This window comes from Rhizobium centroccidentale (genome assembly GCF_030182565.1).
Taxonomy (GTDB): Bacteria; Pseudomonadota; Alphaproteobacteria; order Rhizobiales; family Rhizobiaceae; genus Rhizobium.
This window is the reverse complement of sequence record NZ_JAQJCG010000002.1, coordinates 195607-218715: the sequence shown is the minus strand read 5'-3', so window position 1 is coordinate 218715 and position 23109 is coordinate 195607. Positions and strand designations below refer to the sequence as shown.

Sequence of the window (23109 nt, the reverse complement as noted above, 5' to 3'; positions counted from 1 at the left end):
GGAAATGCAGCAAGATGAAAGACCTATGATGATTAGGGCTCCTTAAATATGTGCAAGGATGCCTCTCCGTCGGATCTGCCAACAGCCCGCGTCATCAGACTGTAGCATTGCCGGGTTACACGCCCTGAACTTCACAAATCGGTGACAAGACTCAGATGACGGAATTCGCCCCGGATGCCGGTCTCCAAAAGAACCGGAAACTCAAGGACGCACTGCTGCAGCACAAGGCACTGTCTAAGGCAGGCCTTTCCGAGCGCTTGTTCGGCATGCTGTTTTCCGGCCTTGTCTATCCGCAGATCTGGGAAGATCCGGATATCGATATGGAGGCGATGGAGCTGCAGGCGCATCATCGCATTGTCACCATCGGTTCGGGCGGCTGCAACATGCTCGCCTACCTCTCGCAAAATCCGGCATCCATCGATGTCGTCGATCTCAATCGCCACCATATCGCCCTGAACAAGCTGAAGCTTGCAGCCTTTCGCCTGCTTCCCGGTCATGCGGACCTGGTGCGCTTCTTCGGAACGCCCGACATTGCGGCCAATAGCCAGGCCTACGACCAGTTCATCGCACCGCGCCTCGACGCGGCAACTGCAGATTATTGGGACGGTCGCGATCTCTATGGCCGCCGCCGCATCACGGTCTTCGACCGCAATATCTACAAGACCGGCCTTCTCGGCCGCTTTATCGGGGCCGCCCATATATTGGCACGCCTGCACGGCGTTCGCCTCCAAAAGATGACTGAAGCCCGTACCATGCGCGAGCAGCGTCAGTTCTTCGAGGAGGAGATCGCTCCGATCTTCGACAAGCCGGCCGTCCGCTGGCTGCTCGGCCGCAAGAGCTCGCTTTTCGGTCTCGGCATCCCGCCGCAGCAATATGACGAGCTTGCAAGCCTGGCCGGTGACGAATCCATTTCCGCCGTGCTGAAACACCGCTTGGAAAAGCTCGCCTGTCATTTCCCCATGCGCGACAATTACTTTGCCTGGCAGGCATTCTCGCGCCGCTACGCTGCCCAGCACCAAGGCCCCCTGCCCACCTACCTCAAGCCGGAGCACTACGCAGCGATCCGCGCCAATGCCGATCGTGTGAGCGTCCATCACGCCAATTTCACCGAGCTTCTCGCCTCGAAGCCGGCGGCCTCGCGCGATCGTTATATTTTGCTCGATGCGCAGGACTGGATGACCGACGAGCAGCTCAATGGCCTCTGGGCCGAGATCACCCGCACGGCGCGCGAAGGCGCCCGCGTCATCTTCCGCACCGCCGCGGAAAAGAGCATCATCGAAGGCCGCCTCTCTCCAGCGATCCGCGACCAGTGGGTCTATTTCGAAGAGCGTTCGCAGGAGCTCAATGTTCGTGATCGCTCGGCCATCTATGGCGGCTTCCACATCTACGGGAAAAAAGCGTGAGCCAGGCGGATACAAGCATAGAAAGCGGCGCGAACAACCACGCCAAGCTGATGGACGGCATGTACCGTTATCAGCGTCATATCTATGACCTGACCCGCAAATATTACCTGTTCGGCCGCGATCGAACGATCGAACAGCTGAATGTGCCCGTCGGGGGCTCGCTTCTGGAAGTGGGCTGCGGCACGGGCCGCAATATGCTGCTCGCCTATCGGCGCTTCCCTTCTGCCCGCCTTTATGGCCTCGATATCTCGCAGGAAATGCTGATTTCCGCCCGCAATAATTTCCGCGGCCTGAAACAGATGCCGGATTTTCGCGTCGCCGACGCTACAGTCTTTTCGCCGGCCGATTTTAGCGTCGACGGCTTCGACCGTGTGATGATCTCCTACGCGCTCTCGATGATCCCCGACTGGACAAGCGCTATCGACGCGTCGCTCGATGCTGTCGCACCGGGCGGTGAGCTTCACATCGTCGATTTCGGCCAGCAGGAAGGGTTGCCAGGCTGGTTCCGTGCCATGCTCAAAGGATGGCTGAAGAAATTCCATGTCACTCCCCGCGCCGAACTTCTGACAGTGCTCGAAGAGAAGGCTGCAGTGCGGGGCATGTCGGTGAAAACCGAAAAGATCGGCCGCGGCTATGCGTGGCGGGCCGTGGCGACCCGGCACGGCCCCTGATTGGCGACGGATTCCAGCGCAAATTCGGTTCCGAAGACGCCAAGCATAAGAATTTGCTTGAAGATAACGCATTTTTTACGTTGATATGGTGAATAAAGTGGCAAGACCAGCTGGCAACGGTATGGTCTGCCGCTCTTTCGGATTCTCGGGGACCACATTACGGAAGCCAAGTCTTGGGGCAGCAAGATCACTCGGGCCATAACAGGATATCTATGCGCCGGCTTCTGGCATGCCTACTGCCGCTCGCTCTTGCCTTGACTGGCTGCACGACGGGCTATGATGCCTTATCGACGGCGGCCCTTCCCAAGACCAGATTCGCCGATACAAAGCCCCAGGACTTCGGCCGCGATCATCCGCAGCGCCATCCCATTCATGGCATCGATATTTCCAAGTGGCAGGGCGATATCGATTGGAAAGCCGTCAAGGGTTCGGGTGTCGCCTTCGTCTTCATCAAGGCGACGGAGGGCAAGGACCGGATCGATCCGCGCTTCACCGAGTATTGGAATGAAGCGAGCGCTGCCGGGCTTCTGCATGCGCCCTATCATTTCTTCTATTTCTGCTCGACGGCCGACGAGCAGGCCGATTGGTTCATCCGCAACGTGCCGAAGGATGCCACGGCGCTTCCGCCCGTCGTCGACGTCGAATGGAACCCGGGCTCCCCGACCTGCAAGACCAGACCGGCTCCCGAAACGGTACGCAGCGAGATCAAACGCTTTATGGATCGCCTGCAGGCCTATTACGGCAAGCGCCCGATCATCTATACTTCGGTCGACTTCCATCGTGAAAATCTAGTCGGCTATTTCCAGGATTATCATTTCTGGGTCCGATCCGTTGCCAAGCACCCGAAAGAGACTTACGCCGGTCGCAACTGGGCCTTCTGGCAATATACGTCTACGGGTGTCATTCCGGGGATCAAAGGCCCGACGGACATCAATGTTTTCGGCGGTTCCGAGCAGAACTGGCAAAACTGGGTGGCTGCAGTAGAGAAGCAGGGAAATTCTTAATACTGAGCCCATTTCACACTTGCTTATGTCACAATCTTCTGTGAAAGCGACCCTATTCTATCACTTGGAAGGATCGCTCATGGATCGTCACACCATTCGACGCGGCGCTCTTGCGTTGCTCCTCGCCTCAGCCATGACTGGTACGGCATTGGCTCAAAGCGCATCCCCGGCCGCAGTGCCGCCCGCAAGCAGCGACGCCACTCCGAAAGTAGCCTGCGGTGGCGATCTCACTGCATTCCTTGCCGGCGTAAAGGCTGAAGCGATTGCCGATGGTGCGGATGCAGCCTCTGCCGACAAGACACTCGCCGGCGCCCAGATTGACCAGAAGGTTCTCGCCATGGACCGCAGTCAGGGCGTCTTCCGACAGACCTTCCTCGAATTCTCCCAACGCACCGTCAGCCAGGGCCGTCTCGACATCGGCCGCCAGAAAATGAAGCAATATGCCGATGTCTTCGCCAAGGCCGAACAGGACTATGGCGTACCTCCGGGTGTCATCACCGCCTTCTGGGCGATGGAAACCGATTTCGGCGCCGTCCAGGGCAATTTCAACACCCGCAACGCGCTGGTCACCCTCTCGCACGATTGCCGCCGGCCGGACTTCTTCCGCCCGCGCCTGATCGCACTGATCGAGCTCGTCCAGCGCGGCGATGTCGACCCGGCAACGACGACCGGCGCATGGGCCGGCGAAATCGGCCAGACGCAAATGTTGCCGCCCGATATCATCGCTTACGGCACCGATGGCGATGGCGACGGCCATGTGAATCTGAAGACCAGCGCACCTGACGTCATTCTGACGACGGCACGATTCCTCCAGCATCTCGGCTTCCAGCGCGGCCAGCCCTGGCTGCAGGAGGTGACGGTTCCGGACAACCTTCCCTGGGAAAAATCCGGTATCGGCGGCCCGCTGACTGCGGGCGATTGGTTCAAGCTCGGCGTCACGCCGCGTGACGGCAACACGAACTTCGGCTCCCTGCCCGCTGCTCTCATCCTGCCGCAAGGCCGCAAGGGACCCGCCTTCCTGACCTATCCGAACTACAATACCTATCTCGGCTGGAACCAGTCGTTCATCTACACGACCTCGGCCGCCTATTTCGCCACCCGCTTTGCCGGCGCTCCACCCTATAACAAGGGCAATCCCGAGCCGGGTCTCAATGACGTCGACATGAAGGCACTTCAGACCAAGCTTGTGGCCCGCGGCTATGATGTCGGCAAGATCGATGGCATCCTCGGCTCCGGCACACGTGTCGCCATCCAGAAGGAACAGTTTCGCCTGGGGTTGCCAGCCGACGGGTGGGCGACGACGGCCCTGCTCAACGCACTTTGATTTCTCCCATATATCGATCGAAAAGGCGGCTCCATGCCGCCTTTCTTGTATCTGCTCTCCTCGCACCGTGAGCAAAACAGCAAGAAACGGGTGGAGAGCCTGCACTCTTCCGGTTTAGATGCCTCGAAAGAGGAGAGATACCATGAATGGCGAACATCGAATGAGCGCCTCGACCTGGGGCCTGCTGCTGTTGCTCGGATTGATCTGGGGCGGTTCGTTCTTCTTCGCCCGTATCGCTGTTCACCACGTACCCCCCTTCACACTCGTCTTTCTGCGTCTGTCGCTGGCGGCCGTGGCATTGCATCTCTATCTAGCCGGTCGCCTCAATATCTATCAGTCCCTGCGCCACCATTGGCCGCAATTTCTGCTGCTGGGCTTAATCAACAATGCGATACCGCATACGCTGATCTTCTGCGGCCAGACGCAGATGGGTGCCGGGCTCGCATCCATCTTGAACGCGACGACGCCGATGTGGACCGTGTTGATCGGCAATCAGCTCACCACCGACGAACGCTTGACATCAGCCAAGCTAGTCGGCTGCCTCACCGGCCTCCTCGGAACGATCGTGTTGCTCGGACCGAGCATTACCAGCAGCGGCTCGGTACCCTTCTGGGCGCTCTCATTGCCGATCTTGGCGGCAATCTCCTACGGATTCGCAGCAATTTATGCCAAACGCTTCAAGGGCATCGCGCCGCCGGTTGTGGCAGCGGGCCAGTTGACAGGCTCCTCACTCCTCATGCTGCCGGTCGCGCTGGTGATCGACCAACCTTGGACGCTTGTCGCCCCGCCGGTGACGGCAATTGCCGCCATTCTTGGCCTGGCGCTGCTGTCGACCGCTTTTGCCTACATCCTCTATTTTCGCATCATCGAGCTCGCCGGCGCCACCAACACCTCCCTCGTCACTCTGCTGGTGCCGCCGAGCGCGCTATTGCTCGGCTTCCTCTTTCTCGGCGAGCGGATGGGGCCTACCGAAATCGCCGGCATGCTGCTCATCGCCGCAGGTCTGCTCGTTCTCGATGGACGGCTTTTCATGTGGATGAAACACGGGGCCAGAACGCGGGAAACATGATCTCCTGCTCCATTCGGATGGTCCGCAGTCACAACATATTAATATTTATTCACAGCCCGTCATTGAGCTAGAAATCGACATTTATAAAGCAATATCAAAGCACTGCTGCGAATTTGTGAATCATGTCGCGAACTCGATACCGCGTCGCAGCATCGAATGTTCTTTCCAAACAACACATTTTCGACATAAAATTTAACGGCTGACTGAGGAGGAAGACATGGGATTAACGCGATCCATCAACGTCCTAGTGGTCGGTGCGGCCTTCGCTTTCGTCGTGACGATGCTCTTCATCTGACGGCTTCGGCGAAATTCGCAAGCGACCAAACTCCGAAAAGCTAACAAAACCTCTGTTTCATTAGAAAAGCGCATGCCCCCGCCGGACATGCGCTTTTTCATTAGCTTGAGCGACACGCTTTAGGCGGCGGCGCCGGCCCGTGCATTCACCTTACGCTCGAGGCCCAGCCGTTCAAGCACGGCGGAAACCAGTGCCGAACGGTTCATCGTATAGAGATGAAATTCGTGAATGCCGCGGCGCATCAGGTCCTGGATCTGCTCGGCGGCAACATCGGCGGCGACCTTGGCGCGCTCCTCCACATCCTCATCCAAACCATCGAAACGCTCGTCGAGCCAGCTCGGAATATTCGTGCCACAGGCGCCGGCGAAGCGCTTCAGTTGCGTCAGGTTCTGGATCGGCATAATGCCCGGCACCACGGGAATCTTGATGCCGGCGGCGCGAACGCGATCATGATAACGCTCGAAGGCATCATTATCGAAGAAGAACTGGGTCAGCGCCCGGTCGGCACCATTCTCCGCCTTGCGCTTCAGCATGTCGATATCGGCTGCCGTATCGCGGCTTTCCGGATGCTTTTCGGGATAGGCCGAAACGGAAATATCGAAATCGCCGCGCTCGCGCAAAGCCTGCACCAGTTCCGCGGCATTGGCATAACCGCCCGGATGCGGCTGATAGGCCGAGCCGACGCCACCCGGCGGATCGCCGCGGAGCGCGACGAAACGGCGAACGCCGGCAGCAAGGAACTCATCGATCACCCGATGCGTATCCTCACGCGTGGCACCGACGCAGGTCAGATGCGATGCGGTCGTGAACGGTGTCTCATGGATCATTTTGCGCACGGCAGAAAGCGTCGGCGCCTTGGTCGAACCGCCTGCCCCATAGGTGACTGAAACGAACTCAGCCTCCCAATCGCTGAGTTCCTCGACGGTGTTCCACAGCTGTTGCTCGGCCTCTTCCGACTTCGGCGGAAAGAATTCGAAGGAGATGCGGATACCGTCGCTATGGCTTTCTGATCTCGAAGACATGTCAAACTCTCCCGGCAAGAATGGGGGATGACTGATGGCCCTGGCCGGACGCAATCAGCAATCGTGGATCACGCGCCAGCCAGATGGTGACGGTCAGCGCCTGCCCGCCTTCCCTCCCCGAATGAAGATCCTGCACGCGCTCCACATCCAGCCCCGCCAGTTTCAGCCAATCCGAAATGGCCTGATGCGAGAAGCCGAGGCGCAGATGCGCATGCTCGTCACGCAGATATTCCAGCCCGTGCGGCGCGAGGTCTATGATGACAAGGCGGCCGCCGGGCCGCAGCATTCGCGCGGCTTCATTGATGGCAACCTCCGGCTGATCAAGGAAGTGCAGCACCTGGTGGATGGTAATGAGATCGAAGTCCTGCTGCTCCAGCGGCAGGTTGAAGATATCGCCATGCCGCACCGAGGCAGCGGTGATATTGGCCCGGTCGAGATTGGCGCGGGCAACGGCCAGCATGTCACGGCTGGCATCGATGCCGACGGCGCGGCGATAGTGCCCAGCCAGAAGCTGCAGCATCCGGCCCGTGCCCGTACCGAGATCGAGGAAGGAGTCGATCGGCTGCGGACCGATAAGATCGATCAGCGCCTTGTCGACATCCTCATCCGCGACATGGAGACGTCGCAGCTCATCCCACTCGGCGGCATTCCGGCTGAAGTAGGCCTGAGCGCGCTCGGCGCGAACGCGCTTCACGGAGGAGAGACGTTCTCCGTCACGCAGCAGCACCGTATCCTTTTCGGCGGTATGGCGCAGTAGGCTGCGGGCCAGCGTCACCGCCTTGCCTTCCTGCTTCAGGCGGAAATAAGCCCAGGCGCCCTCCTGGTATCGATCGATCAGCCCGGCTTCGCCGAGCAGCTTGAGGTGCCGGGAAATGCGAGGCTGCGACTGACCGAGAATTTCGGTAAGATCGGTCACGGTGAGATCGCCTGCCGCCAGTAGCGCCAGAAGACGCAGCCGGGTCGGCTCGCCGACCGCCTTCAGCACGTCTACCACGTCATCCAAGCCGAGTTTAACCAGATCCGTCATTTCACACCCAATCAAGATATAAAGATATCTTTATGTGATTTGGACTTTCATGGCAAGAGCCAATCAGTCAGCCATGGGAGTTCGATGTCGGAAATCTGTTAGTTTCCGCCGAAAACGGAACATCGCCGGTAGTTGCTATATAAACGAAAACCCCGGACAAGCCGGGGTTTCAAAGAGCCAAACCGAGAGCTTAGCGTGTCAGGCGCTTATGCGCCTGGCTACCCGGATTGAGGGCATCGGGGCCGAGACGGCGGATCTTGTCCTGCTCGTAATCCTCGAAATTGCCTTCGAACCATTCGACATGGCCCTCGCCTTCAAAGGCCAGGATGTGCGTAGCCAGACGGTCGAGGAACATGCGATCATGGCTAATGATGATGGCGCAGCCGGCGAAGTTTTCGAGAGCACTTTCCAGCGCCCCCAGCGTTTCCGTATCGAGGTCGTTGGTCGGTTCGTCGAGCAGAAGCACGTTGCCGCCAGCCTTCAGCATCTTGGCCAGGTGAACGCGGTTGCGCTGACCGCCAGAGAGATTGCCGACCTTCTGCTGCTGGTCGCCGCCCTTGAAGTTAAAGGCGCCGCAATAGGCGCGCGAATTCATGTCGAACTTGCCGAGCTTGATGACTTCGGCACCGCCCGAGATTTCCTCCCATACCGTCTTATTGCCGTCAAGCGCGTCGCGGCTCTGGTCGACATAGCTGAGATGCACCGTCTCGCCGATGCGGACCGTGCCGGAATCCGGCTTTTCCTGCCCGGTGATCATCTTGAACAGCGTCGTCTTGCCGGCCCCGTTCGGGCCGATGATGCCAACGATGCCGCCGGGCGGCAGCTTGATCGACAGATCGTTGATCAGCGTACGGCCTTCGAAACCCTTGGTGATGCCTTCCATCTCGATCACCACCTGGCCGAGACGCTCGCTGACCGGAATGATGATCTGCGCATCACCAGGACGCTGATTTTCGGCAGCATCGACCAGCTGTTCGTAAGCGTTGATACGCGCCTTGGACTTGGCCTGACGGGCTTTGGGACTGGAGGCAATCCATTCCTGTTCGCGGCTGATCGCCTTCTGGCGGCCGGCTTCTTCGCGGGCTTCCTGCTGCATGCGCTTGGCCTTGGCCCGCAGATAGGCGGAATAGTTGCCTTCGTAGGGAATGCCCCGGCCGCGATCGAGTTCCAGGATCCAGCCGGTAACGTTGTCGAGGAAGTAGCGGTCGTGGGTGATCATCATCACGGCACCGGGATAGTCGCGCAGGTGCTTTTCCAGCCAGGCAATGGTCTCAGCGTCGAGATGATTGGTCGGTTCGTCGAGCAGCAGCAGGTCCGGCTGCGAGAGAAGCAGGCGGCACAGTGCGATACGGCGGCGCTCACCGCCTGAAAGGCTGGTGACTTCGGCATCGCGCGGCGGGCAGCACAAGGCTTCCATCGCCATCTCGACCTGGCTTTCCAGATCCCAGAGATTCTGGCTGTCGATGATGTCCTGGAGCTTGGCGCCCTCTTCCGCCGTCTCGTCGGAATAGTTCATCATCAATTCGTTGTAGCGATTGAGGATTTCGGTTTTCTTGGCAACGCCTTCCATGACGTTTTCGAAAACCGTCTTGTTGGGATCGAGCTGAGGCTCCTGCGCCAGGTAGCCGATGGTGGCGCCTTCGGCCAGCCAGGCTTCGCCGGTATATTCCTTGTCGAGGCCGGCCATGATGCGCAGCACGGTCGATTTACCTGCACCGTTCGGGCCGAGAATACCGATCTTGGCATCGGGGTAGAAGGAGAGATGGATATTCTCGAGAATCTTCTTGGCGCCATAGGACTTATTCAGACCGGCCATATGATAAATGAACTGACGTGCCATAGCTTGGGTTGCTCCACGGACGAATAGCGTTGCGATTTGTGCCGCTATGTAGGCGAAACCCCGCCCTCGGGCAACGGCGAAACCTTGTCCGAGGGCATTATCCGCGTCAGAAAGGCCGTATTTTCTCAGAAACCGGCCGCGTCCACCACACCCCGATCACAGCCGAAGGAGGTGCTGCCGGCCCCCTGGATCAGTTTGGCGAGCCGCGGCTCACTGCCCTGCTGGGGATCGATCGCATCTTCCGAGAGACCGATGGTCAGCTCCGAAATCATTCGGACATCGCCGACGCGGCGGCAGCTCATCTTGATGCGCGCATTGGCGCCGTCGCCGAAGCTCTGGTCAAAGGCTGCCTTGATGCTTTCGGCATCCAACTCCTTGCCGATATTCTGCGCGAAAAGATCGCGCACGGCAGACGTATTGAGTTCGGCAATCAAACCGGCGGCGATGGAGAAATATTGGTCGGCGCTAAGCTTCGTACAAGTGCCGTGCTTGATCCATTCATGCCGCTCCAGGCCGGATTGAGTGCCTGGCATTGCCTTATCCAGCTTCGCCTTGACATCCTGAGACAGCTGCACGGCAGGCAGGTCCTTCCAGTCGCGGCCACGATCCGCCTGCTTCAGATCCTCGGAAACATCGCAATATTCCTGCCGCATCGGCCAGAGGCCATGCAGGGAGAAATTCGTCGCGTCATGATTGTCCGACGACTGGTTGCGGCATTCCGCCTTCTTCTGGTTCGTCTGACAAAATGCCGGCTCCCAGCTCGCCGCCAGGATAAAGCGCGTCCGCCCGCGGCTATGTTCCTGCGCAACGGCACTGGACGCCGCCCCGACCGAAACGAGCACAACCATAAATACCCGAAGCCACTGCTTCATTTATACCTCCAACTAGAACATTATAGGAACAAATAAGCAGTTTGATCGAGCGGGCGCAATCCTGAATCGCAGCGCTCGGAAAGATTTATTTCTGTGAGCTTTACCACCTATCCATTGCAATCGGGCAGATGATAACCTTTCGTCCAATTGGGAGGAATGAATATATGTTCGCCGAGACGAAGCGCCTGAAAAGTCCGACGGGCGCAACCCTTGCCTATCATCATTTGCCGGCGGTAACCGATGCTCGCGGCATCCTGCTGATATCGCACGGTCTCGCCGAGCATTCCCGCCGATACGAGACCTTCGCGAAGGCGATGGCGGGCCAAGGCTTTCATGTCTATGCCCACGATCATCGCGGCCATGGTGAGACGACGGCCCCTGATGCCCCCATCGGCCGCTTTGCCCGGAGAAATGGTGTCGAGCAGGTGATCGCCGACGTGCTCGCCATGCGCGAGCTTGCCGCAACGACCTATCCGGGTCTGCCGATCATCCTGTTCGGGCATTCCATGGGCGGATTGATCAGCCTGAACACCGTGGTCACGCATCCGGACAAGTTCGATGCCGTCACGGTCTGGAATTCCAATTTCAACCCGGGCCTCGCGGGCCGTGCCGCGCAGCTCACCCTCAAAACGGAGCGCATGTTCAAGGGATCGGACGTCCCGAGCGGGCTACTGCCGAAACTGACCTTCGGCACCTGGGGCCAATCGATCGCCAACCGCCGCACCGATTTCGACTGGCTCTCGCGCATTCCGGAACAGGTGGACAAATATATCGCCGATCCGCTTTGCGGCTTCGATGCCTCCGTCTCGCTCTGGCTCGACCTATTCGAGTTGACCTTCCGGGCGCCGCAAAGAACCTATCTCGACCGCCTCCGGCGCGACCTGCCGATCCATCTCGTCGGCGGCGGCAAGGATCCGGCGACGGACAATGCGAAAGCGATTTCCTGGCTGGCAAATCATTTGAAAAGAGCCGGTTTCTCTCGTATTACCATCGAGATCTATCCCGACATGCGGCACGAGACGCTCAACGAAATCGATGCCGAAGAAGCCATTTCCAACTTCGCCGACTGGTGCAAGAGGATAACGGCAAACAACTGATTCTCATGGGAATTCCACAATGAATACCTCCAGCGGCTCCTCGGCGCGATTGCCGCAATCGGAGCTGACCTTCGGTTTGGTGATGATGTTTCTCTCCGTCATCCTCTCGCCGATCATCGACATCTTCTCCAAGCTTGCCGCAGCCACCATTCCGCCGGGTGAAGTGACCGCCGCCCGTTTCATCTTCCAGGCTCTTTTTGCGCTGCCTATGATGGCGGTGCGCTGGAAATGGGGCGTGTGGACATGGCGGCGTAGCGGCGTCCATGCCATCCGTGCCGCCGTACTCACGCTCTCCATGGTGTCGTTCGTGACCACGCTGCAGGTGATGGAAGTGGCCGATGCCATCGCCATCTTCTTCGTCGAGCCGATGATGCTCACCATCTTGAGCAGCATCTTCCTGAAGGAAACCATCGGCTGGCGGCGCTATACCGCCTGTGCCGTCGGCTTTTTCGGCGCGATTCTGATTATCCAGCCGAGCTTTCAAGAAGTCGGCTTCATCGCCCTGCTTCCCGTCGTTACTGCGCTTTGCATCGCCGTCTATGTGATGATTACGCGCGTCGTCTCTCATAGCGAGGATGCCTCGTCAATGCAGTTCCAGACCGCCGTGTGGGGCATTGGCTTCAGCCTGATCCTGCTCGCCATCGGCCGGGCGACGGGGTCTGCAATTCTCGATCCGGTCATGCCGGATCTGACGGCAATGCTCTATTTGCTCTGCGTCGGCGCAACTGCAGCGGCCTCCGGCGTCCTGACGGTCTATGCCTATCGCGCAGTACAAGCCTCGACGCTTGCGCCGCTGCAGTATTTCGAGATCGTCTCAGCCACCATCTTCGGCTGGCTCGTCTTCCATAACTTCCCGGATGCGATCAAATGGCTCGGCATCCTCATCATCATTGGCTCGGGGCTTTACATTCTCTGGCGCGAGCGGCGCTTTGCTTCCAAGCCCGTATCCGATACATCTGAAACGGCATTCACGCCGTAAGCGAGTGGATCGACATGACAGAACAAAAGACCAAGAAACCTCCGCTGTCCGGTATTCGCGTCATCGAACTCGCCCGCGTTCTCGCCGGCCCCTGGGCAGGGCAGATGCTGGCCGACCTCGGCGCCGATGTCATCAAGGTGGAAAATCCCGACGGCGGCGACGACACGCGCCAATGGGGGCCGCCCTTCGTCGAAGGCAAGGACGGCGAAAATCTCTGGGCCGCCTATTACCATTCCACCAATCGCGGCAAGCGCTCCATCACCGCCGATCTCAAGACCGAAGAAGGTCAGGAACTGGTGCGCCGATTGGTGAAGACGGCCGATGTGGTGATCGAGAATTTCAAGCTCGGCGGCCTGGTAAAATACGGGCTGGATTATGAAAGCCTGAAGAAGATCAATCCCCGCATCGTCTATTGCTCGATTACCGGCTTCGGCCAGACCGGCCCCTATGCCAACCTCGCCGGCTATGATTATATCGTCCAGGGCATGTCCGGCTTCATGTCGATCACGGGCGAACCGGATGGTCAGCCGATGAAGGCGGGCGTCGCGATCGCCGATATCTTCACTGGCATCTATGCCGTCTCGGCGATCGAGGCCGCCCTGATCCATGCGCTGAAGACCGGCGAAGGACAGCTCATCGACATGGCGCTGCTCGATGTGCAATCGGCCGTGCTTGCCAATCAGAACATGAACTATCTGATCTCGGGCAAGCCGCCGGTGCGGCTCGGCAACGCCCATCCCAATATCTCGCCCTATGAAGTCGTACCCACCGCCGACGGCTATCTCATTCTCGCTGTCGGCAATGATGGGCAGTTCCGGCGGCTCTGCACCATTCTCGGCATGGAAACCAATGCGGACGATGAGCGCTATGCGACCAACAAGGCTCGCGTCGCTCACCGCAACGAGGTACGGGCCTTCGTCTCGGCGGAGACGCTGAAGTGGAATAAGGCGGAGCTGCTTCACGCATGCGAAGCCAATGCCGTCCCGGCCGGCGCCATCAATACGATCGAGGATATGTTCGCCGATCCGCAGATTGTGGCGCGCGGCCTGAGGGTCGATCTCGAAGATAGCGCCGGCACTGTCATTCCGAGCGTCCGTACGCCGATCGTGCTGTCGGAAACGCCGTTGACCTATACGCGGCCGAGCCCGCGCCTTGGGGAGCATCAGGAGGAGGTTCTCGCCGAATTGGCGGAACTGGAGGGAAAGGCGAGGACATGAAACGAACGGGCGGCCAACTCATCGTCGAAGCTTTGAAGGCAAATGGCGTGCAGCGCATTTCCTGCGTGCCGGGCGAGAGCTTTCTCGCCGTGCTCGATGCCCTGCATGATAGCGATATCAAGGTGCTCGTCTGCCGCCAGGAGGGCGGTGCGGCGATGATGGCGGACACCTGGGGCCGATTGACCGGCGAACCGGGCATCTGCCTGGTTACCCGCGGCCCCGGCGCCACAAACGCCTCCGCCGGCCTTCATATCGCACGGCAGGATTCGATCCCGATGATACTGTTCATCGGCCAGGTCCAGCGCGATGCCCGCGAGCGCGAAGCCTTTCAGGAGGTTGAATTTCGCCGCGCCTTTACCGAATTCGCCAAATGGGTCGGGGAGATCGATGATGCCACCCGCATTCCGGAATTCGTCACCCGCGCCTTCGCGGTCGCGACGTCTGGGCGTCCCGGCCCGGTCGTGCTGACCCTGCCCGAGGATATGCTGCGCGATGAGGTCGAGGCGCCGGAAGCGCTGCCCTATGTCCCGGTTGCAGCTCATCCGGGCCGCAACCAGCTTGCTGACTTTCACAAGCGCCTTGCGGCGGCGGAGCGGCCGATGGTCATTCTCGGCGGCACACGCTGGAACGACGAAGCAGTTTCCGGCATCAGGCAGTTTGCGGAGCGCTTCAAGCTGCCGGTCGGCTGCTCCTTCCGCCGGCAGATGCTGTTCGACCATTTGCATCCCAATTATGCCGGCGATGTCGGCATCGGTATCAACCCGGCGCTGGCAAAGGAAATCAAGGAAGCGGATCTGCTGATCCTTCTCGGTGGCCGCCTCTCGGAAATGCCGTCCTCCGGCTATACGCTGGTCGATATTCCCTACCCGCGCCAGCAGCTCGTCCATGTCCATCCCGACCCTTCAGAGCTCGGACGCGTCTATCGGCCGGATCTGGCCATCTGTGCCAGCCCGGCGGATTTCGTTGCGGCTCTCGCGCATTTGGAGCCGCTGCACGAAATGCCTTGGGCCGACCGAACCGAACGTATGCACGCCGCCTATCTCGCCTGGTCAAAGACACCGGAAAAGAGCCCCGGCGCCGTCCATATGGGCCGCATCATGGATTGGATCGAAGCCAATACGGCCGATGATGCGATCTTCACCAACGGCGCCGGCAACTACGCAACCTGGCTGCACCGCTTCCATCGCTTCCGCCGTTTCAACACGCAAGCGGCTCCCACGTCGGGCTCGATGGGCTATGGTCTACCGGCAGCGGTCGCAGCAAAACAGCTCTTTCCCGATCGCGAAGTCATCTGCTTTGCCGGCGACGGCTGTTTCATGATGCATGGCCAGGAATTTGCGACCGCCGCCCAATACGGCCTGCCGCTCATTGCTTTGGTCATCAACAACGGCATGTACGGCACAATCCGCATGCATCAGGAGCGGGAATATCCCGGCCGGGTCAGCGCCACCGCACTCGACAATCCGGATTTCGCGGCGCTTGCCCGCGCCTATGGCGGCCACGGCGAAACAGTGAAGACGACGGAAGAATTTGGCCCGGCCTTCGAACGGGCGCGCGCTAGCGGCAAACCGGCCATCATCGAGATCGCGCTCGACCCGGAAGCGATCACGCCCTCGCGCACACTGACAGAAATCGCCCAAACAAAAGGCCGATGAGCGCGAGCCCACCGGCCTTTAAAAATTACTGACGGCCCGACTCAGTCGAGTGCTGCCGTCACGATGAATTCGACCTTATACTTCGGTGCAGCGAGCTTGGCTTCACTGGTCGCACGGGCCGGCGTGTTGGCCGGATCGACCCAAGCTTCCCAGGCGGCGTTCATTTCGGCGAAGTAGGAGATGTCGGAGAGGTAGATGAGCGTCTGCAGGATCTTCGATTTATTGGAGCCGGCCGCAGCGAGCAGGCGATCAACTTCAGCCAGTGCCGACTTACACTGATCGGTGACGCTTTCGCCTTCGCCAACCTGGCCGGCGAGATAGACGGTATTGCCGTGGATGACAGCGCCGCTCATGCGGGCGCCAACGTCGATACGCTTGATGCTCATGGTGTTCTCCTGATGTTGTTCTTCGACAGGTAAACAGGGCATAGCTCACCGCCTGCCCTGCAATCAAAAGGCCGGGGGAAAGAACCCGTTCAGCCGCGAATGTGATGTGTCTTCTGATAGATCGCGGTCGAACGCGCGCCGGAGCGGCAATAGCCGAGCATCGGCCTCGGAAACTCGTCCAGCGCATCGACCATGCTCTGCACGGCCTCTTCGGTCACACCCATCGGGCCGACAGGCACCTGGGTGATCTCCAGGCCGAGCTCCTTGGCGCGGGCTTCCACGACGCCGAACGGCGTCTGATCCGGGCTCTCGCCGTCGGGGCGATGGCAGACGATGGACTTGAACCCCAGGGCCTTGATCTGGTCGAGATCCTCTACGGTGATCTGGCCGGATACCGAGTATTCATCGTCGATCGGGCGGATATCCATGGTTCATGTCCTCTCTAAAATCGTGGCCTTGATCTACGCCGCCATAGGGCGAGCGTCAACCGCGGCGCACTCTCAAACGAAGGCAAAATTGAGCATGAAATTGCGGGCTTCACCGGGCTGGAGAATATTGAATTCGCCTGTCTCTTCCAGCTCGGCCCGCGAGACCCAGCGATGCGAAACAGGCTCGATACCGAGCACATGCGCCGGCGCGCGCTGATTGCGCCAGACCTGCAGGAATGGCAGCGTGTCCGTTCCGAAACGCACCCTTAATGTCTTGCCACCGATGGCTGCGATGGGGCCGAGGCTGATTTCGGCCCAGTCCTCGCCCTTGTCCTGCGCCGGCACACAGAAGATATCGCCCCCTTCCTCACCGAAGGTCCAGGGAAAGCCGCCATTGTCCAGCATGTGGCCGGCAAGGCGCGTGCCGTTATCGAACCATTTGCCGCCGATGTTCATGTGGTACATCAGGAAAACCGGCATCGCCTCTGTGCTGGTATTGACGATGCGGTCCGCAAGCGAGACCTCGCCCGTCGCGCCATCGATCCGCCAAAGACGTTCCAGCCTGGCGGTCCGGCGTTCGGCCGTGATGACATCGACATCGGCACGGCATTCCGCATTGCCATTCTCGAATTTGGTCCAGAGAATTTTGGCTGGATGGGACGAGAAGGAGCCATGCAGCGGATAGCGCTTGCCTTCATATGCGCCGGACATCGGCTCGGGATGGCGGATATGATCGGGGCCGCAGGTGAAGAGAAAGCCTTCCACGGAATGACTGATACGCGGATCGCCATCGTCGGGAACGGCACTTCCGGGCGCGAGATTATTGCCCTCGACGATGCAGGCGCCGATATCCAGAACAGAGCCCTCGTCCAACGTCAATTTCGGCCCCTTGGCCGCAGAAAAATCCATCATCCCTAAAGTCCTCCCTGATCAGCTCTGCGCGCGAACATTGTCCCAAGGTGGCGCGCGACTGAAATAAGCGGTTATTTGGCTTACCAAATCTTAACTTGAAGCCTTGATCACATAAATTTTTATATTTTATTCAGCATGATAATCTAAATCTCCATACTGGCGTCAAAATTGCCATGTGTGTGTCAGCCGAATGACCATCCCGAGGATCCGACAGACGTGAACCGGTTCGTAAAATTGAGTTTTGCCCTGGCAATGACTGCCACCGTGTCCATGCTCGCGCTCACGGACGCGCAGGCACAATACTATCGCAGCGGCAACGGCAGCACGGTTCTCGTCACTCCTGACGGCCGCATCCTCGATCAGTATCCTTACGGCGGCGGATATTCCATGGCACGCGACGGACGCGGTCGCCGGGTTCTGATTGATGCCTACGGCAATGTCGTCGCCACGGAGATGAGGGCCAGCACCTACTATCCCCGCGCCCCAGCCCGCGATACCTATGGCAATAATGTCGGCCGGTATGGCGACACGCAGCTTTCCAACAACGGCGACTACCAGGACTATCGTCAGTATCGCTCCGACAGCTACGGAAATTACGACGGCGCACCCAACAATGGTTACGACCAGCAGGATCGCGGCGTGGTCACCGGCGGAATTCCGCGCGACAGCGATATCCAGCGCCAGCCGCTCGACAATCAGCCATTGCCTGGCAAGGACCAGGGCCAGACGAACCAGAACGGCAACGACTACGCGTCGATCGATCCGCAGCAGAGCGCGCCCGACATCGTCAACAAACCGGCACCGGCCGAACCCGTCATCACGCTGAAGGGCAAGTCGAAGATGGAGATCACCGCGCTGGAGGTCTTCCTCGCGCGGCAGGGCATTTCGCCGGGTGCGATCGACGGACGCATGGGCGCAAACGTCACTAAGGCGATCTATGCCTATCAGCAGATGACCGGCCAGACGCTCGACCCGAATAATACCGACGCGATCCTCGAGCAGCTTCGCATGTCCGGCGGCATGCCGATCGTCAATTACACGATCACGGCGGCCGACGCTGCAGGCCCGTATGTCGCCTCTATTCCTGAGGACTATGCGGCTAAGGCACAGATGCCGTCCCTCGGCTATACTTCGACGACGGAAATGCTCGCGGAACGCTTTCACATGGATGAAGGCTATCTGAAGGCGCTCAATCCCGGCGTTGATTTCACCGTACCGGGCAGCACCATCAAGGTCGTCAATACGGGTCCCAGCAAGACCGGTACGGTTGCCAAGATCCTGGCGGACAAGGGCCGCAAGCAGGTTTTCGCCTATGACGCCAACGGTACACTGATTGCGGCCTACCCGGCCAGCATCGGCTCCGCCGACACGCCCTCGCCGTCAGGCACCGTCACGGTCGAGCGCGTCGCCTTCAATCCCGGCTATACCTACAATCCGAAGATCAACTTCCAGCAAGCCGGAAACGACAAGGTTCTCAACATTCCGCCTGGCCCGAACGGTCCGGTTGGTACGGTTTGGATGGCCCTGTCGAAGCCAACCTATGGCATCCACGGTACGCCGGATCCTTCGCGGATCGGCAAGACGCAGAGCCATGGCTGCGTGCGCCTTACCAACTGGGATGCGACCGAACTCGCCAAGATGGTCAAGCCCGGCGTCGTCGTCGAATTCGTGGATTGATTACCAGACAGAGCTTCAATGAAAAAAGCCGCCGGGTGACACTCGGCGGCTTTTTTTGTTTGGCCTGAATATGCTGCCAATTTCACCCCGCATATCGGGGAGCTGAGCGCAGTATCAGAAGCAATCCCGGAAGAGAGCCTTGGTATTTTCGAGCGTCAGCGGCACCGGATTGCCGCCGGCACTCGGGTCTTCGATCGCCATGGCGGAGAGCTCGTCGATCCGGTCGGGCGCGATGCCCATGGCGGACAGATTTTCCGGCACACCGAGTTCCGAGCGCAGCTGCAGCACATAGTCGTAGAAGCCGTCAAAACCGCCCGAGATGCCCAGATAGGCTGCGGCGCGGGCAATCTTATCCTCGATAGCCTTACGGTTGAAACGCAGGACGGCCGGCATGACGACGGCATTGGTCATGCCGTGATGCGTGTTGTAAACGGCGCCGATCGGATGCGAGAGCGCGTGGATCGCGCCAAGCCCCTTCTGGAAGGCGACGGCGCCCATGGCAGCCGCACTCATCATGTTGGCCCGGGCTTCGAGATCCGTTCCCTCGCGATGGGCGCGCGGCAGGAATTCCTTGACGAGCCGCATGCCTTCCAGCGCGATACCGGCTGACATCGGATGATAGAAGGGTGAGGAATAGGCTTCCAGGCAGTGGGCGAAAGCGTCCATACCGGTGCCGGCGGTAATGATCTTCGGCATTCCGACGGTCAGCTCCGGATCGGCAATGACGACGCCCGGCAGGAACTTCGGATGGAAGATGATCTTCTTCACATGCGTTGCGGAATTGGTGATGACGCTGGCACGGCCGACTTCCGAACCGGTGCCGGCCGTCGTCGGTACGGCGACGATCGGCGCAATGCCTTCGACACTGGCGCGTGTCCACCAATCACCGATGTCTTCGAAATCCCAGACCGGACGCGTCTGGCCGACCATGAAGGCAACGCATTTGCCGAGATCGAGGCCGGAACCACCGCCGAAGGCGACCACGCCATCATGGCCGCCATCCTTGAAGGCCTTCACGCCGGCTTCGAGGTTCTTCTCGTTCGGGTTCGGATCGACGTCAGCGAAGATAGCACGGCCGAGACCTGCATCTTCCAGAATATCCAGTGCCGTCGCCGTGATCGCCATCGAGGCAAGTCCCCGGTCAGTGATCAGGAGCGGCTTCTTCATGCCCAGGCTCTTGCAGGCGTCCGCCAGTTCCTTGATGCGGCCGCGGCCGAGCTTGAAGGCGTTCGGATAGCTCCAATTGGCTGAGATAGTGCTCATGCTGTTACTTTCTTCAGATGATAGGATTTCGGGCGCGTCAGATTGTGGAAGCCGATGATGGAGAGCGAGCCGCCGCGACCGGTTTCTTTCACGCCGGTCCAGCACAGCGCCGGATCGAGATAATCGGCGCGGTTCATGAAGACGGTGCCGGTTTCGATCTCGCGGCCGATGCGCGAGGCACGCTCGACATCCTTCGTCCACAGCGAAGCCGTTAGGCCGTAGGGGCTGTCGTTCATCAGTTCCAGCGCTTCCGCGTCGCTCTTCACCTTCATGATGCCGACGGCCGGGCCGAAGGTCTCCTCGCGCATGAAGGCCATGGAATGATCGACATCGACGAGGATCTGCGGCGCGAGATAGGCACCGCCATCATCGGCCGGGAACAGCTTGGGATCGACCAGCGCCTTGGCGCCCTTGGCGACGGCATCGGCGATCTGTTCGCGCACGACCTTGGCAAAGCGCTTGTGCGCCATCGGTCCGAGCGACGTCTCGGGATCGAGGGGATTGCCGAGCTTATAGTTCGAAACCCAGGCAACCGACTTCTCGACGAAACTGTCGTAGAGCGATTCATGCACATAGATACGCTCGATGCCGCAGCAGCACTGGCCGGAATTATAAGTCGCCCCATCCATCAGTGTATCGACGGCGGCGTCGAGATCGGCGTCCCCCATGACGTAACCCGGATCCTTGCCGCCAAGCTCCAGTCCGAGGCTGGTGAAGGTGCCGGCAGCGGCGCGTTCGATCGACCGGCCGCCTTCGACGGAGCCGGTGAAATTGACGAAGTTGAAGCTGCCGGCCGCAATCAGCGCCGAAGTCGTTTCATGATCGAGGAAGACATTCTGGAAGACATCGGCGGGAACACCAGCCTCGACAAAGGCCTGTACCAGCCGCTCGCCGACGAGCAATGTCTGGCTTGCATGTTTGAGGATGACCGTATTGCCAGCCATCAGCGCTGGGGCAATCGTATTGATCGCCGTCATGTAGGGATAGTTCCACGGCGCGATGACGAAGACGACGCCATGCGGTTCGCGCTCGATGCGGCGGGCGAAATTGGCGCTGTCCTCGACGACAAGCGGTGCCATCGCATCGGCGGCGATCGAGGCGACATAGTTCGAGCGCTCGTTGAAGCCGCGATATTCGCCGCCATACTTGATCGGACGGCCCATTTGCCAGGAGAGTTCCGGCACGACCACATCGGCCATCTCATTGAGCCGGGCCACGCCCTTGAGCACGAGCTGAACGCGATCCTCCAGCGGACGACGCGCCCAATCTTTCTGTGCCTTACGGGAGCGTGCGACGACGTCCTTGGCGGCTTCCAACGACAATGCCGGACGCTCGGCATAAACCTCTCCATTCACCGGAGAGACACATGTGATCACGGTCATGATCGAATTCCTGTTTTCTTGGTCATCCAATTGATTGCCTGGTGTTGTAGAACCTTTGGCCGCCTCTAGGAAGAAACGGCAGGTCAACAAGCATCAGGGCGCCCCTGCCCGATCCTAGAATGAAAATCGGGCAAGAGGCAGATCGCAAAAGCCTTACGCTCTTTCGAATCCGCGCGCCACTTCCCAATCGGTGATGCGACGATCGTACTCTTCCTGCTCCCATTCGGCAGCGCGGGTATAGTGATCGATGACATCGTCGCCGAAGGCAGCGCGCAGCATCTTCGAATTGGTCAGAGCCTCGGTCGCGCCGCGCAGGGTGCGCGGTATCTCGCGAACTTCGCGCGCGCCATAGGCGTCGCCGACGAAGGGCGCCTCCAGTTCGAGCTTGTTTTCGATGCCATCAAGGCCGGCGGCAATCAGGGCAGCAAATGCCAGATAGGGATTGAGATCCGAGCCGCCGACGCGGCATTCGATGCGGATGCTCTTGGTTTCGGCACCGCACAGGCGATAACCGGCGGTGCGATTGTCGGTGCTCCAGATCGCCTTCGTGGGTGCGAAGGTGCCGGCAACGAAGCGCTTATAGGAGTTGATATAGGGCGCAAGGAAATAGGTAATTTCGCTGGCATGCGTCAAAAGGCCCGCGACATAGTGCTTCATCAGCGGCGTCATGCCGTACTCTTTTTCTTTGTCGAAGAACAGCGGTGTCTTGCCGTCTGCGCTCCAGAGCGACTGATGAATATGAGAGGAACTGCCGGCGGCGCTGTAGTTCCACTTCGCCAGGAAGGTGATGGCCTTGCCTTTCGACCAGGCAATCTCCTTGCAGCCGTTCTTGATGATCGCATGTCGGTCGGCCATGGTCAGGGCATCGGCGTAGCGGACGTTGATTTCCTCCTGCCCCGCCGAGGCCTCGCCCTTGGAGTTTTCTACGGGGATTTCGGCGCCCTGTAGTCCCTTGCGGATTGCCCGCATCACATCTTCTTCTTTCGTCGTCTGGAAGATGTGGTAATCCTCATTGTAGCCGCTGACGAGATTGAGATTGCGATAGCCGGACTCGCGTGCGCTGTCATAGCTTTGGTCGAACAGGAAGAATTCAAGCTCCGAAGCCATGTAGGCCTTCATGCCCATCGCTTCGAGACGCTTGACCTGCTTCTTGAGAATAGCGCGTGGCGAATGCGCGACTTCCTCATGAGTATGATGGTCGAGCACGTCGCAGAGGACGAGCGCCGTACCTTCCAGCCAAGGAATGCGGCGCAGCGTGGCAAGATCCGGCTTCATCGTATAGTCGCCATAACCCTTCTCCCAGCTCGTCGACTTGTAGCCGGAGACGGTCTCCATCTCGATATCGGTCGCCTGCAGATAGTTGCAGCTATGCGTTTCCTTCCAGGCGCTTTCAATGAAGAATTCCGCCTGGAAGCGTTTGCCCATCAACCGGCCCTGCATGTCGACTTGGCATGCCAGAACCGTATCGATGCGCCCTTCGGCCACATCTCGCTTGAGGTCGTCGAACGTATAGCTGCTGCTCATAATTTGGTCCGCCTGAACAATGAATTGAAACGTCGGCCTGCCGAACGATACCGCCTAGCGGA

At 59.5% G+C, this 23109-nt stretch carries 20 protein-coding genes; 10 read left to right on the top strand and 10 right to left on the bottom strand.

Features of this window, described 5'->3' with window-relative positions; genetic code table 11:
• Positions 1 to 155: 155 nt before the first annotated feature.
• The 5 genes from PH562_RS02930 (at position 156) to PH562_RS02910 (ending at position 5471) form a co-directional block, all read left to right on the top strand.
• Positions 156 to 1403 (top strand): BtaA family protein, encoded by a 1248-nt coding sequence (locus tag PH562_RS02930; protein WP_285171346.1) that lies wholly within the window; start codon positions 156 to 158, stop codon positions 1401 to 1403.
• Positions 1400 to 2074 carry a class I SAM-dependent methyltransferase gene (locus PH562_RS02925; RefSeq protein WP_483315309.1) on the top strand — a complete coding sequence of 225 codons (675 nt, stop codon included), beginning with the start codon at positions 1400 to 1402 and terminating at the stop codon, positions 2072 to 2074. The genes PH562_RS02930 and PH562_RS02925 overlap by 4 nt, the downstream gene beginning before the upstream one ends.
• Before the next feature lie 212 nt (positions 2075 to 2286).
• Positions 2287 to 3078 carry a glycoside hydrolase family 25 protein gene (locus PH562_RS02920; RefSeq protein ID WP_285171345.1) on the top strand — a complete coding sequence of 264 codons (792 nt, stop codon included), beginning with the start codon at positions 2287 to 2289 and terminating at the stop codon, positions 3076 to 3078.
• A 133-nt stretch (positions 3079 to 3211) separates the two neighbouring features.
• Entirely contained in the window at positions 3212 to 4402 is a 1191-nt protein-coding gene (locus tag PH562_RS02915) for a lytic murein transglycosylase (protein WP_483315313.1), read from the top strand.
• A gap of 142 nt (positions 4403 to 4544) precedes the next feature.
• Positions 4545 to 5471: a DMT family transporter gene (locus PH562_RS02910; RefSeq protein ID WP_113230488.1), complete on the top strand. Its 927-nt coding sequence runs from the start codon at positions 4545 to 4547 to the stop codon at positions 5469 to 5471.
• A gap of 414 nt (positions 5472 to 5885) precedes the next feature.
• Here the strand turns inward: PH562_RS02910 and metF are convergent, their stop codons facing one another.
• From metF to PH562_RS02890, 4 genes are all read right to left on the bottom strand, one after another.
• Positions 5886 to 6788 (bottom strand): methylenetetrahydrofolate reductase [NAD(P)H], encoded by a 903-nt coding sequence (gene metF / locus PH562_RS02905; protein WP_285171343.1) that lies wholly within the window; start codon positions 6786 to 6788, stop codon positions 5886 to 5888.
• A 1-nt stretch (position 6789) separates the two neighbouring features.
• Positions 6790 to 7815: an ArsR/SmtB family transcription factor gene (locus PH562_RS02900; RefSeq protein WP_285171342.1), complete on the bottom strand. Its 1026-nt coding sequence runs from the start codon at positions 7813 to 7815 to the stop codon at positions 6790 to 6792.
• 190 nt (positions 7816 to 8005) lie between these two features.
• Positions 8006 to 9655: an energy-dependent translational throttle protein EttA gene (gene ettA, locus PH562_RS02895; RefSeq protein ID WP_113230485.1), complete on the bottom strand. Its 1650-nt coding sequence runs from the start codon at positions 9653 to 9655 to the stop codon at positions 8006 to 8008.
• Between the two features lie 125 nt (positions 9656 to 9780).
• Positions 9781 to 10527: a ribonuclease T2 family protein gene (locus PH562_RS02890; protein ID WP_285171341.1), complete on the bottom strand. Its 747-nt coding sequence runs from the start codon at positions 10525 to 10527 to the stop codon at positions 9781 to 9783.
• 164 nt (positions 10528 to 10691) lie between these two features.
• Here PH562_RS02890 and PH562_RS02885 point away from each other — a divergent pair, with 164 nt between their 5' ends.
• Genes PH562_RS02885 through PH562_RS02870 form a run of 4 tightly spaced genes read left to right on the top strand, consistent with a single transcriptional unit; the run spans position 10692 to position 15475 of the window.
• Positions 10692 to 11624, top strand: a complete 933-nt coding sequence (locus PH562_RS02885; protein ID WP_285171339.1) for an alpha/beta hydrolase — start codon at positions 10692 to 10694, stop codon at positions 11622 to 11624.
• Between the two features lie 19 nt (positions 11625 to 11643).
• Positions 11644 to 12603, top strand: coding sequence for a DMT family transporter (locus PH562_RS02880; protein WP_285171338.1), 960 nt, complete (start codon positions 11644 to 11646; stop codon positions 12601 to 12603).
• Positions 12604 to 12617: 14 nt separating this feature from the next.
• Positions 12618 to 13820 (top strand): succinate--glutarate CoA-transferase, encoded by a 1203-nt coding sequence (caiB, locus tag PH562_RS02875; RefSeq protein ID WP_285171337.1) that lies wholly within the window; start codon positions 12618 to 12620, stop codon positions 13818 to 13820.
• Positions 13817 to 15475: a thiamine pyrophosphate-binding protein gene (locus PH562_RS02870; RefSeq protein ID WP_285171336.1), complete on the top strand. Its 1659-nt coding sequence runs from the start codon at positions 13817 to 13819 to the stop codon at positions 15473 to 15475. Before caiB ends, PH562_RS02870 begins: the two co-directional genes overlap by 4 nt.
• A gap of 41 nt (positions 15476 to 15516) precedes the next feature.
• On the opposite strand, the gene PH562_RS02865 is transcribed toward PH562_RS02870, so the two are convergent.
• The 3 genes from PH562_RS02865 to PH562_RS02855 form a co-directional block, all read right to left on the bottom strand.
• Complete coding sequence (locus tag PH562_RS02865; RefSeq protein ID WP_095435300.1) at positions 15517 to 15861, bottom strand: RidA family protein; 345 nt, start codon at positions 15859 to 15861, stop codon at positions 15517 to 15519.
• Between the two features lie 89 nt (positions 15862 to 15950).
• Positions 15951 to 16289 (bottom strand): protein tyrosine phosphatase family protein, encoded by a 339-nt coding sequence (locus PH562_RS02860; RefSeq protein ID WP_285171335.1) that lies wholly within the window; start codon positions 16287 to 16289, stop codon positions 15951 to 15953.
• Between the two features lie 72 nt (positions 16290 to 16361).
• Positions 16362 to 17201 (bottom strand): DUF4432 family protein, encoded by an 840-nt coding sequence (locus PH562_RS02855; RefSeq protein ID WP_285171333.1) that lies wholly within the window; start codon positions 17199 to 17201, stop codon positions 16362 to 16364.
• A gap of 216 nt (positions 17202 to 17417) precedes the next feature.
• Here PH562_RS02855 and PH562_RS02850 point away from each other — a divergent pair, with 216 nt between their 5' ends.
• Positions 17418 to 18878: a L,D-transpeptidase gene (locus tag PH562_RS02850; RefSeq protein WP_285171332.1), complete on the top strand. Its 1461-nt coding sequence runs from the start codon at positions 17418 to 17420 to the stop codon at positions 18876 to 18878.
• A 114-nt stretch (positions 18879 to 18992) separates the two neighbouring features.
• On the opposite strand, the gene PH562_RS02845 is transcribed toward PH562_RS02850, so the two are convergent.
• The 3 genes from PH562_RS02845 to PH562_RS02835 all read right to left on the bottom strand — a co-directional run bounded on the left by PH562_RS02845 (position 18993) and on the right by PH562_RS02835 (position 23047).
• Entirely contained in the window at positions 18993 to 20141 is a 1149-nt protein-coding gene (locus PH562_RS02845) for an iron-containing alcohol dehydrogenase (protein WP_285171331.1), read from the bottom strand.
• Complete coding sequence (locus PH562_RS02840) at positions 20138 to 21523, bottom strand: aldehyde dehydrogenase family protein (protein ID WP_285171330.1); 1386 nt, start codon at positions 21521 to 21523, stop codon at positions 20138 to 20140. The genes PH562_RS02845 and PH562_RS02840 overlap by 4 nt, the downstream gene beginning before the upstream one ends.
• 153 nt (positions 21524 to 21676) lie before the next feature.
• Positions 21677 to 23047 (bottom strand): glutamine synthetase family protein, encoded by a 1371-nt coding sequence (locus PH562_RS02835; protein WP_285171329.1) that lies wholly within the window; start codon positions 23045 to 23047, stop codon positions 21677 to 21679.
• Between the last annotated feature and the right edge of the window lie 62 nt (positions 23048 to 23109).

Bases quoted from the DNA above. Each gene is read 5' to 3' on its own strand.
- PH562_RS02930 (WP_285171346.1), top strand. From the start codon at position 156: ATGACGGAATTCGCCCCGGATGCCGGTCTCCAAAAGAACCGGAAACTC.
- PH562_RS02920 (WP_285171345.1), top strand. From the start codon at position 2,287: ATGCGCCGGCTTCTGGCATGCCTACTGCCGCTCGCTCTTGCCTTGACT.
- PH562_RS02915 (WP_483315313.1), top strand. From the start codon at position 3,212: ATGACTGGTACGGCATTGGCTCAAAGCGCATCCCCGGCCGCAGTGCCG.
- PH562_RS02910 (WP_113230488.1), top strand. From the start codon at position 4,545: ATGAATGGCGAACATCGAATGAGCGCCTCGACCTGGGGCCTGCTGCTG.
- metF (WP_285171343.1), bottom strand. From the start codon at position 6,788: ATGTCTTCGAGATCAGAAAGCCATAGCGACGGTATCCGCATCTCCTTC.
- PH562_RS02900 (WP_285171342.1), bottom strand. From the start codon at position 7,815: ATGACGGATCTGGTTAAACTCGGCTTGGATGACGTGGTAGACGTGCTG.
- ettA (WP_113230485.1), bottom strand. From the start codon at position 9,655: ATGGCACGTCAGTTCATTTATCATATGGCCGGTCTGAATAAGTCCTAT.
- PH562_RS02890 (WP_285171341.1), bottom strand. From the start codon at position 10,527: ATGAAGCAGTGGCTTCGGGTATTTATGGTTGTGCTCGTTTCGGTCGGG.
- PH562_RS02885 (WP_285171339.1), top strand. From the start codon at position 10,692: ATGTTCGCCGAGACGAAGCGCCTGAAAAGTCCGACGGGCGCAACCCTT.
- PH562_RS02880 (WP_285171338.1), top strand. From the start codon at position 11,644: ATGAATACCTCCAGCGGCTCCTCGGCGCGATTGCCGCAATCGGAGCTG.
- caiB (WP_285171337.1), top strand. From the start codon at position 12,618: ATGACAGAACAAAAGACCAAGAAACCTCCGCTGTCCGGTATTCGCGTC.
- PH562_RS02870 (WP_285171336.1), top strand. From the start codon at position 13,817: ATGAAACGAACGGGCGGCCAACTCATCGTCGAAGCTTTGAAGGCAAAT.
- PH562_RS02865 (WP_095435300.1), bottom strand. From the start codon at position 15,861: ATGAGCATCAAGCGTATCGACGTTGGCGCCCGCATGAGCGGCGCTGTC.
- PH562_RS02860 (WP_285171335.1), bottom strand. From the start codon at position 16,289: ATGGATATCCGCCCGATCGACGATGAATACTCGGTATCCGGCCAGATC.
- PH562_RS02855 (WP_285171333.1), bottom strand. From the start codon at position 17,201: ATGATGGATTTTTCTGCGGCCAAGGGGCCGAAATTGACGTTGGACGAG.
- PH562_RS02845 (WP_285171331.1), bottom strand. From the start codon at position 20,141: ATGAGCACTATCTCAGCCAATTGGAGCTATCCGAACGCCTTCAAGCTC.
- PH562_RS02840 (WP_285171330.1), bottom strand. From the start codon at position 21,523: ATGACCGTGATCACATGTGTCTCTCCGGTGAATGGAGAGGTTTATGCC.
- PH562_RS02835 (WP_285171329.1), bottom strand. From the start codon at position 23,047: ATGAGCAGCAGCTATACGTTCGACGACCTCAAGCGAGATGTGGCCGAA.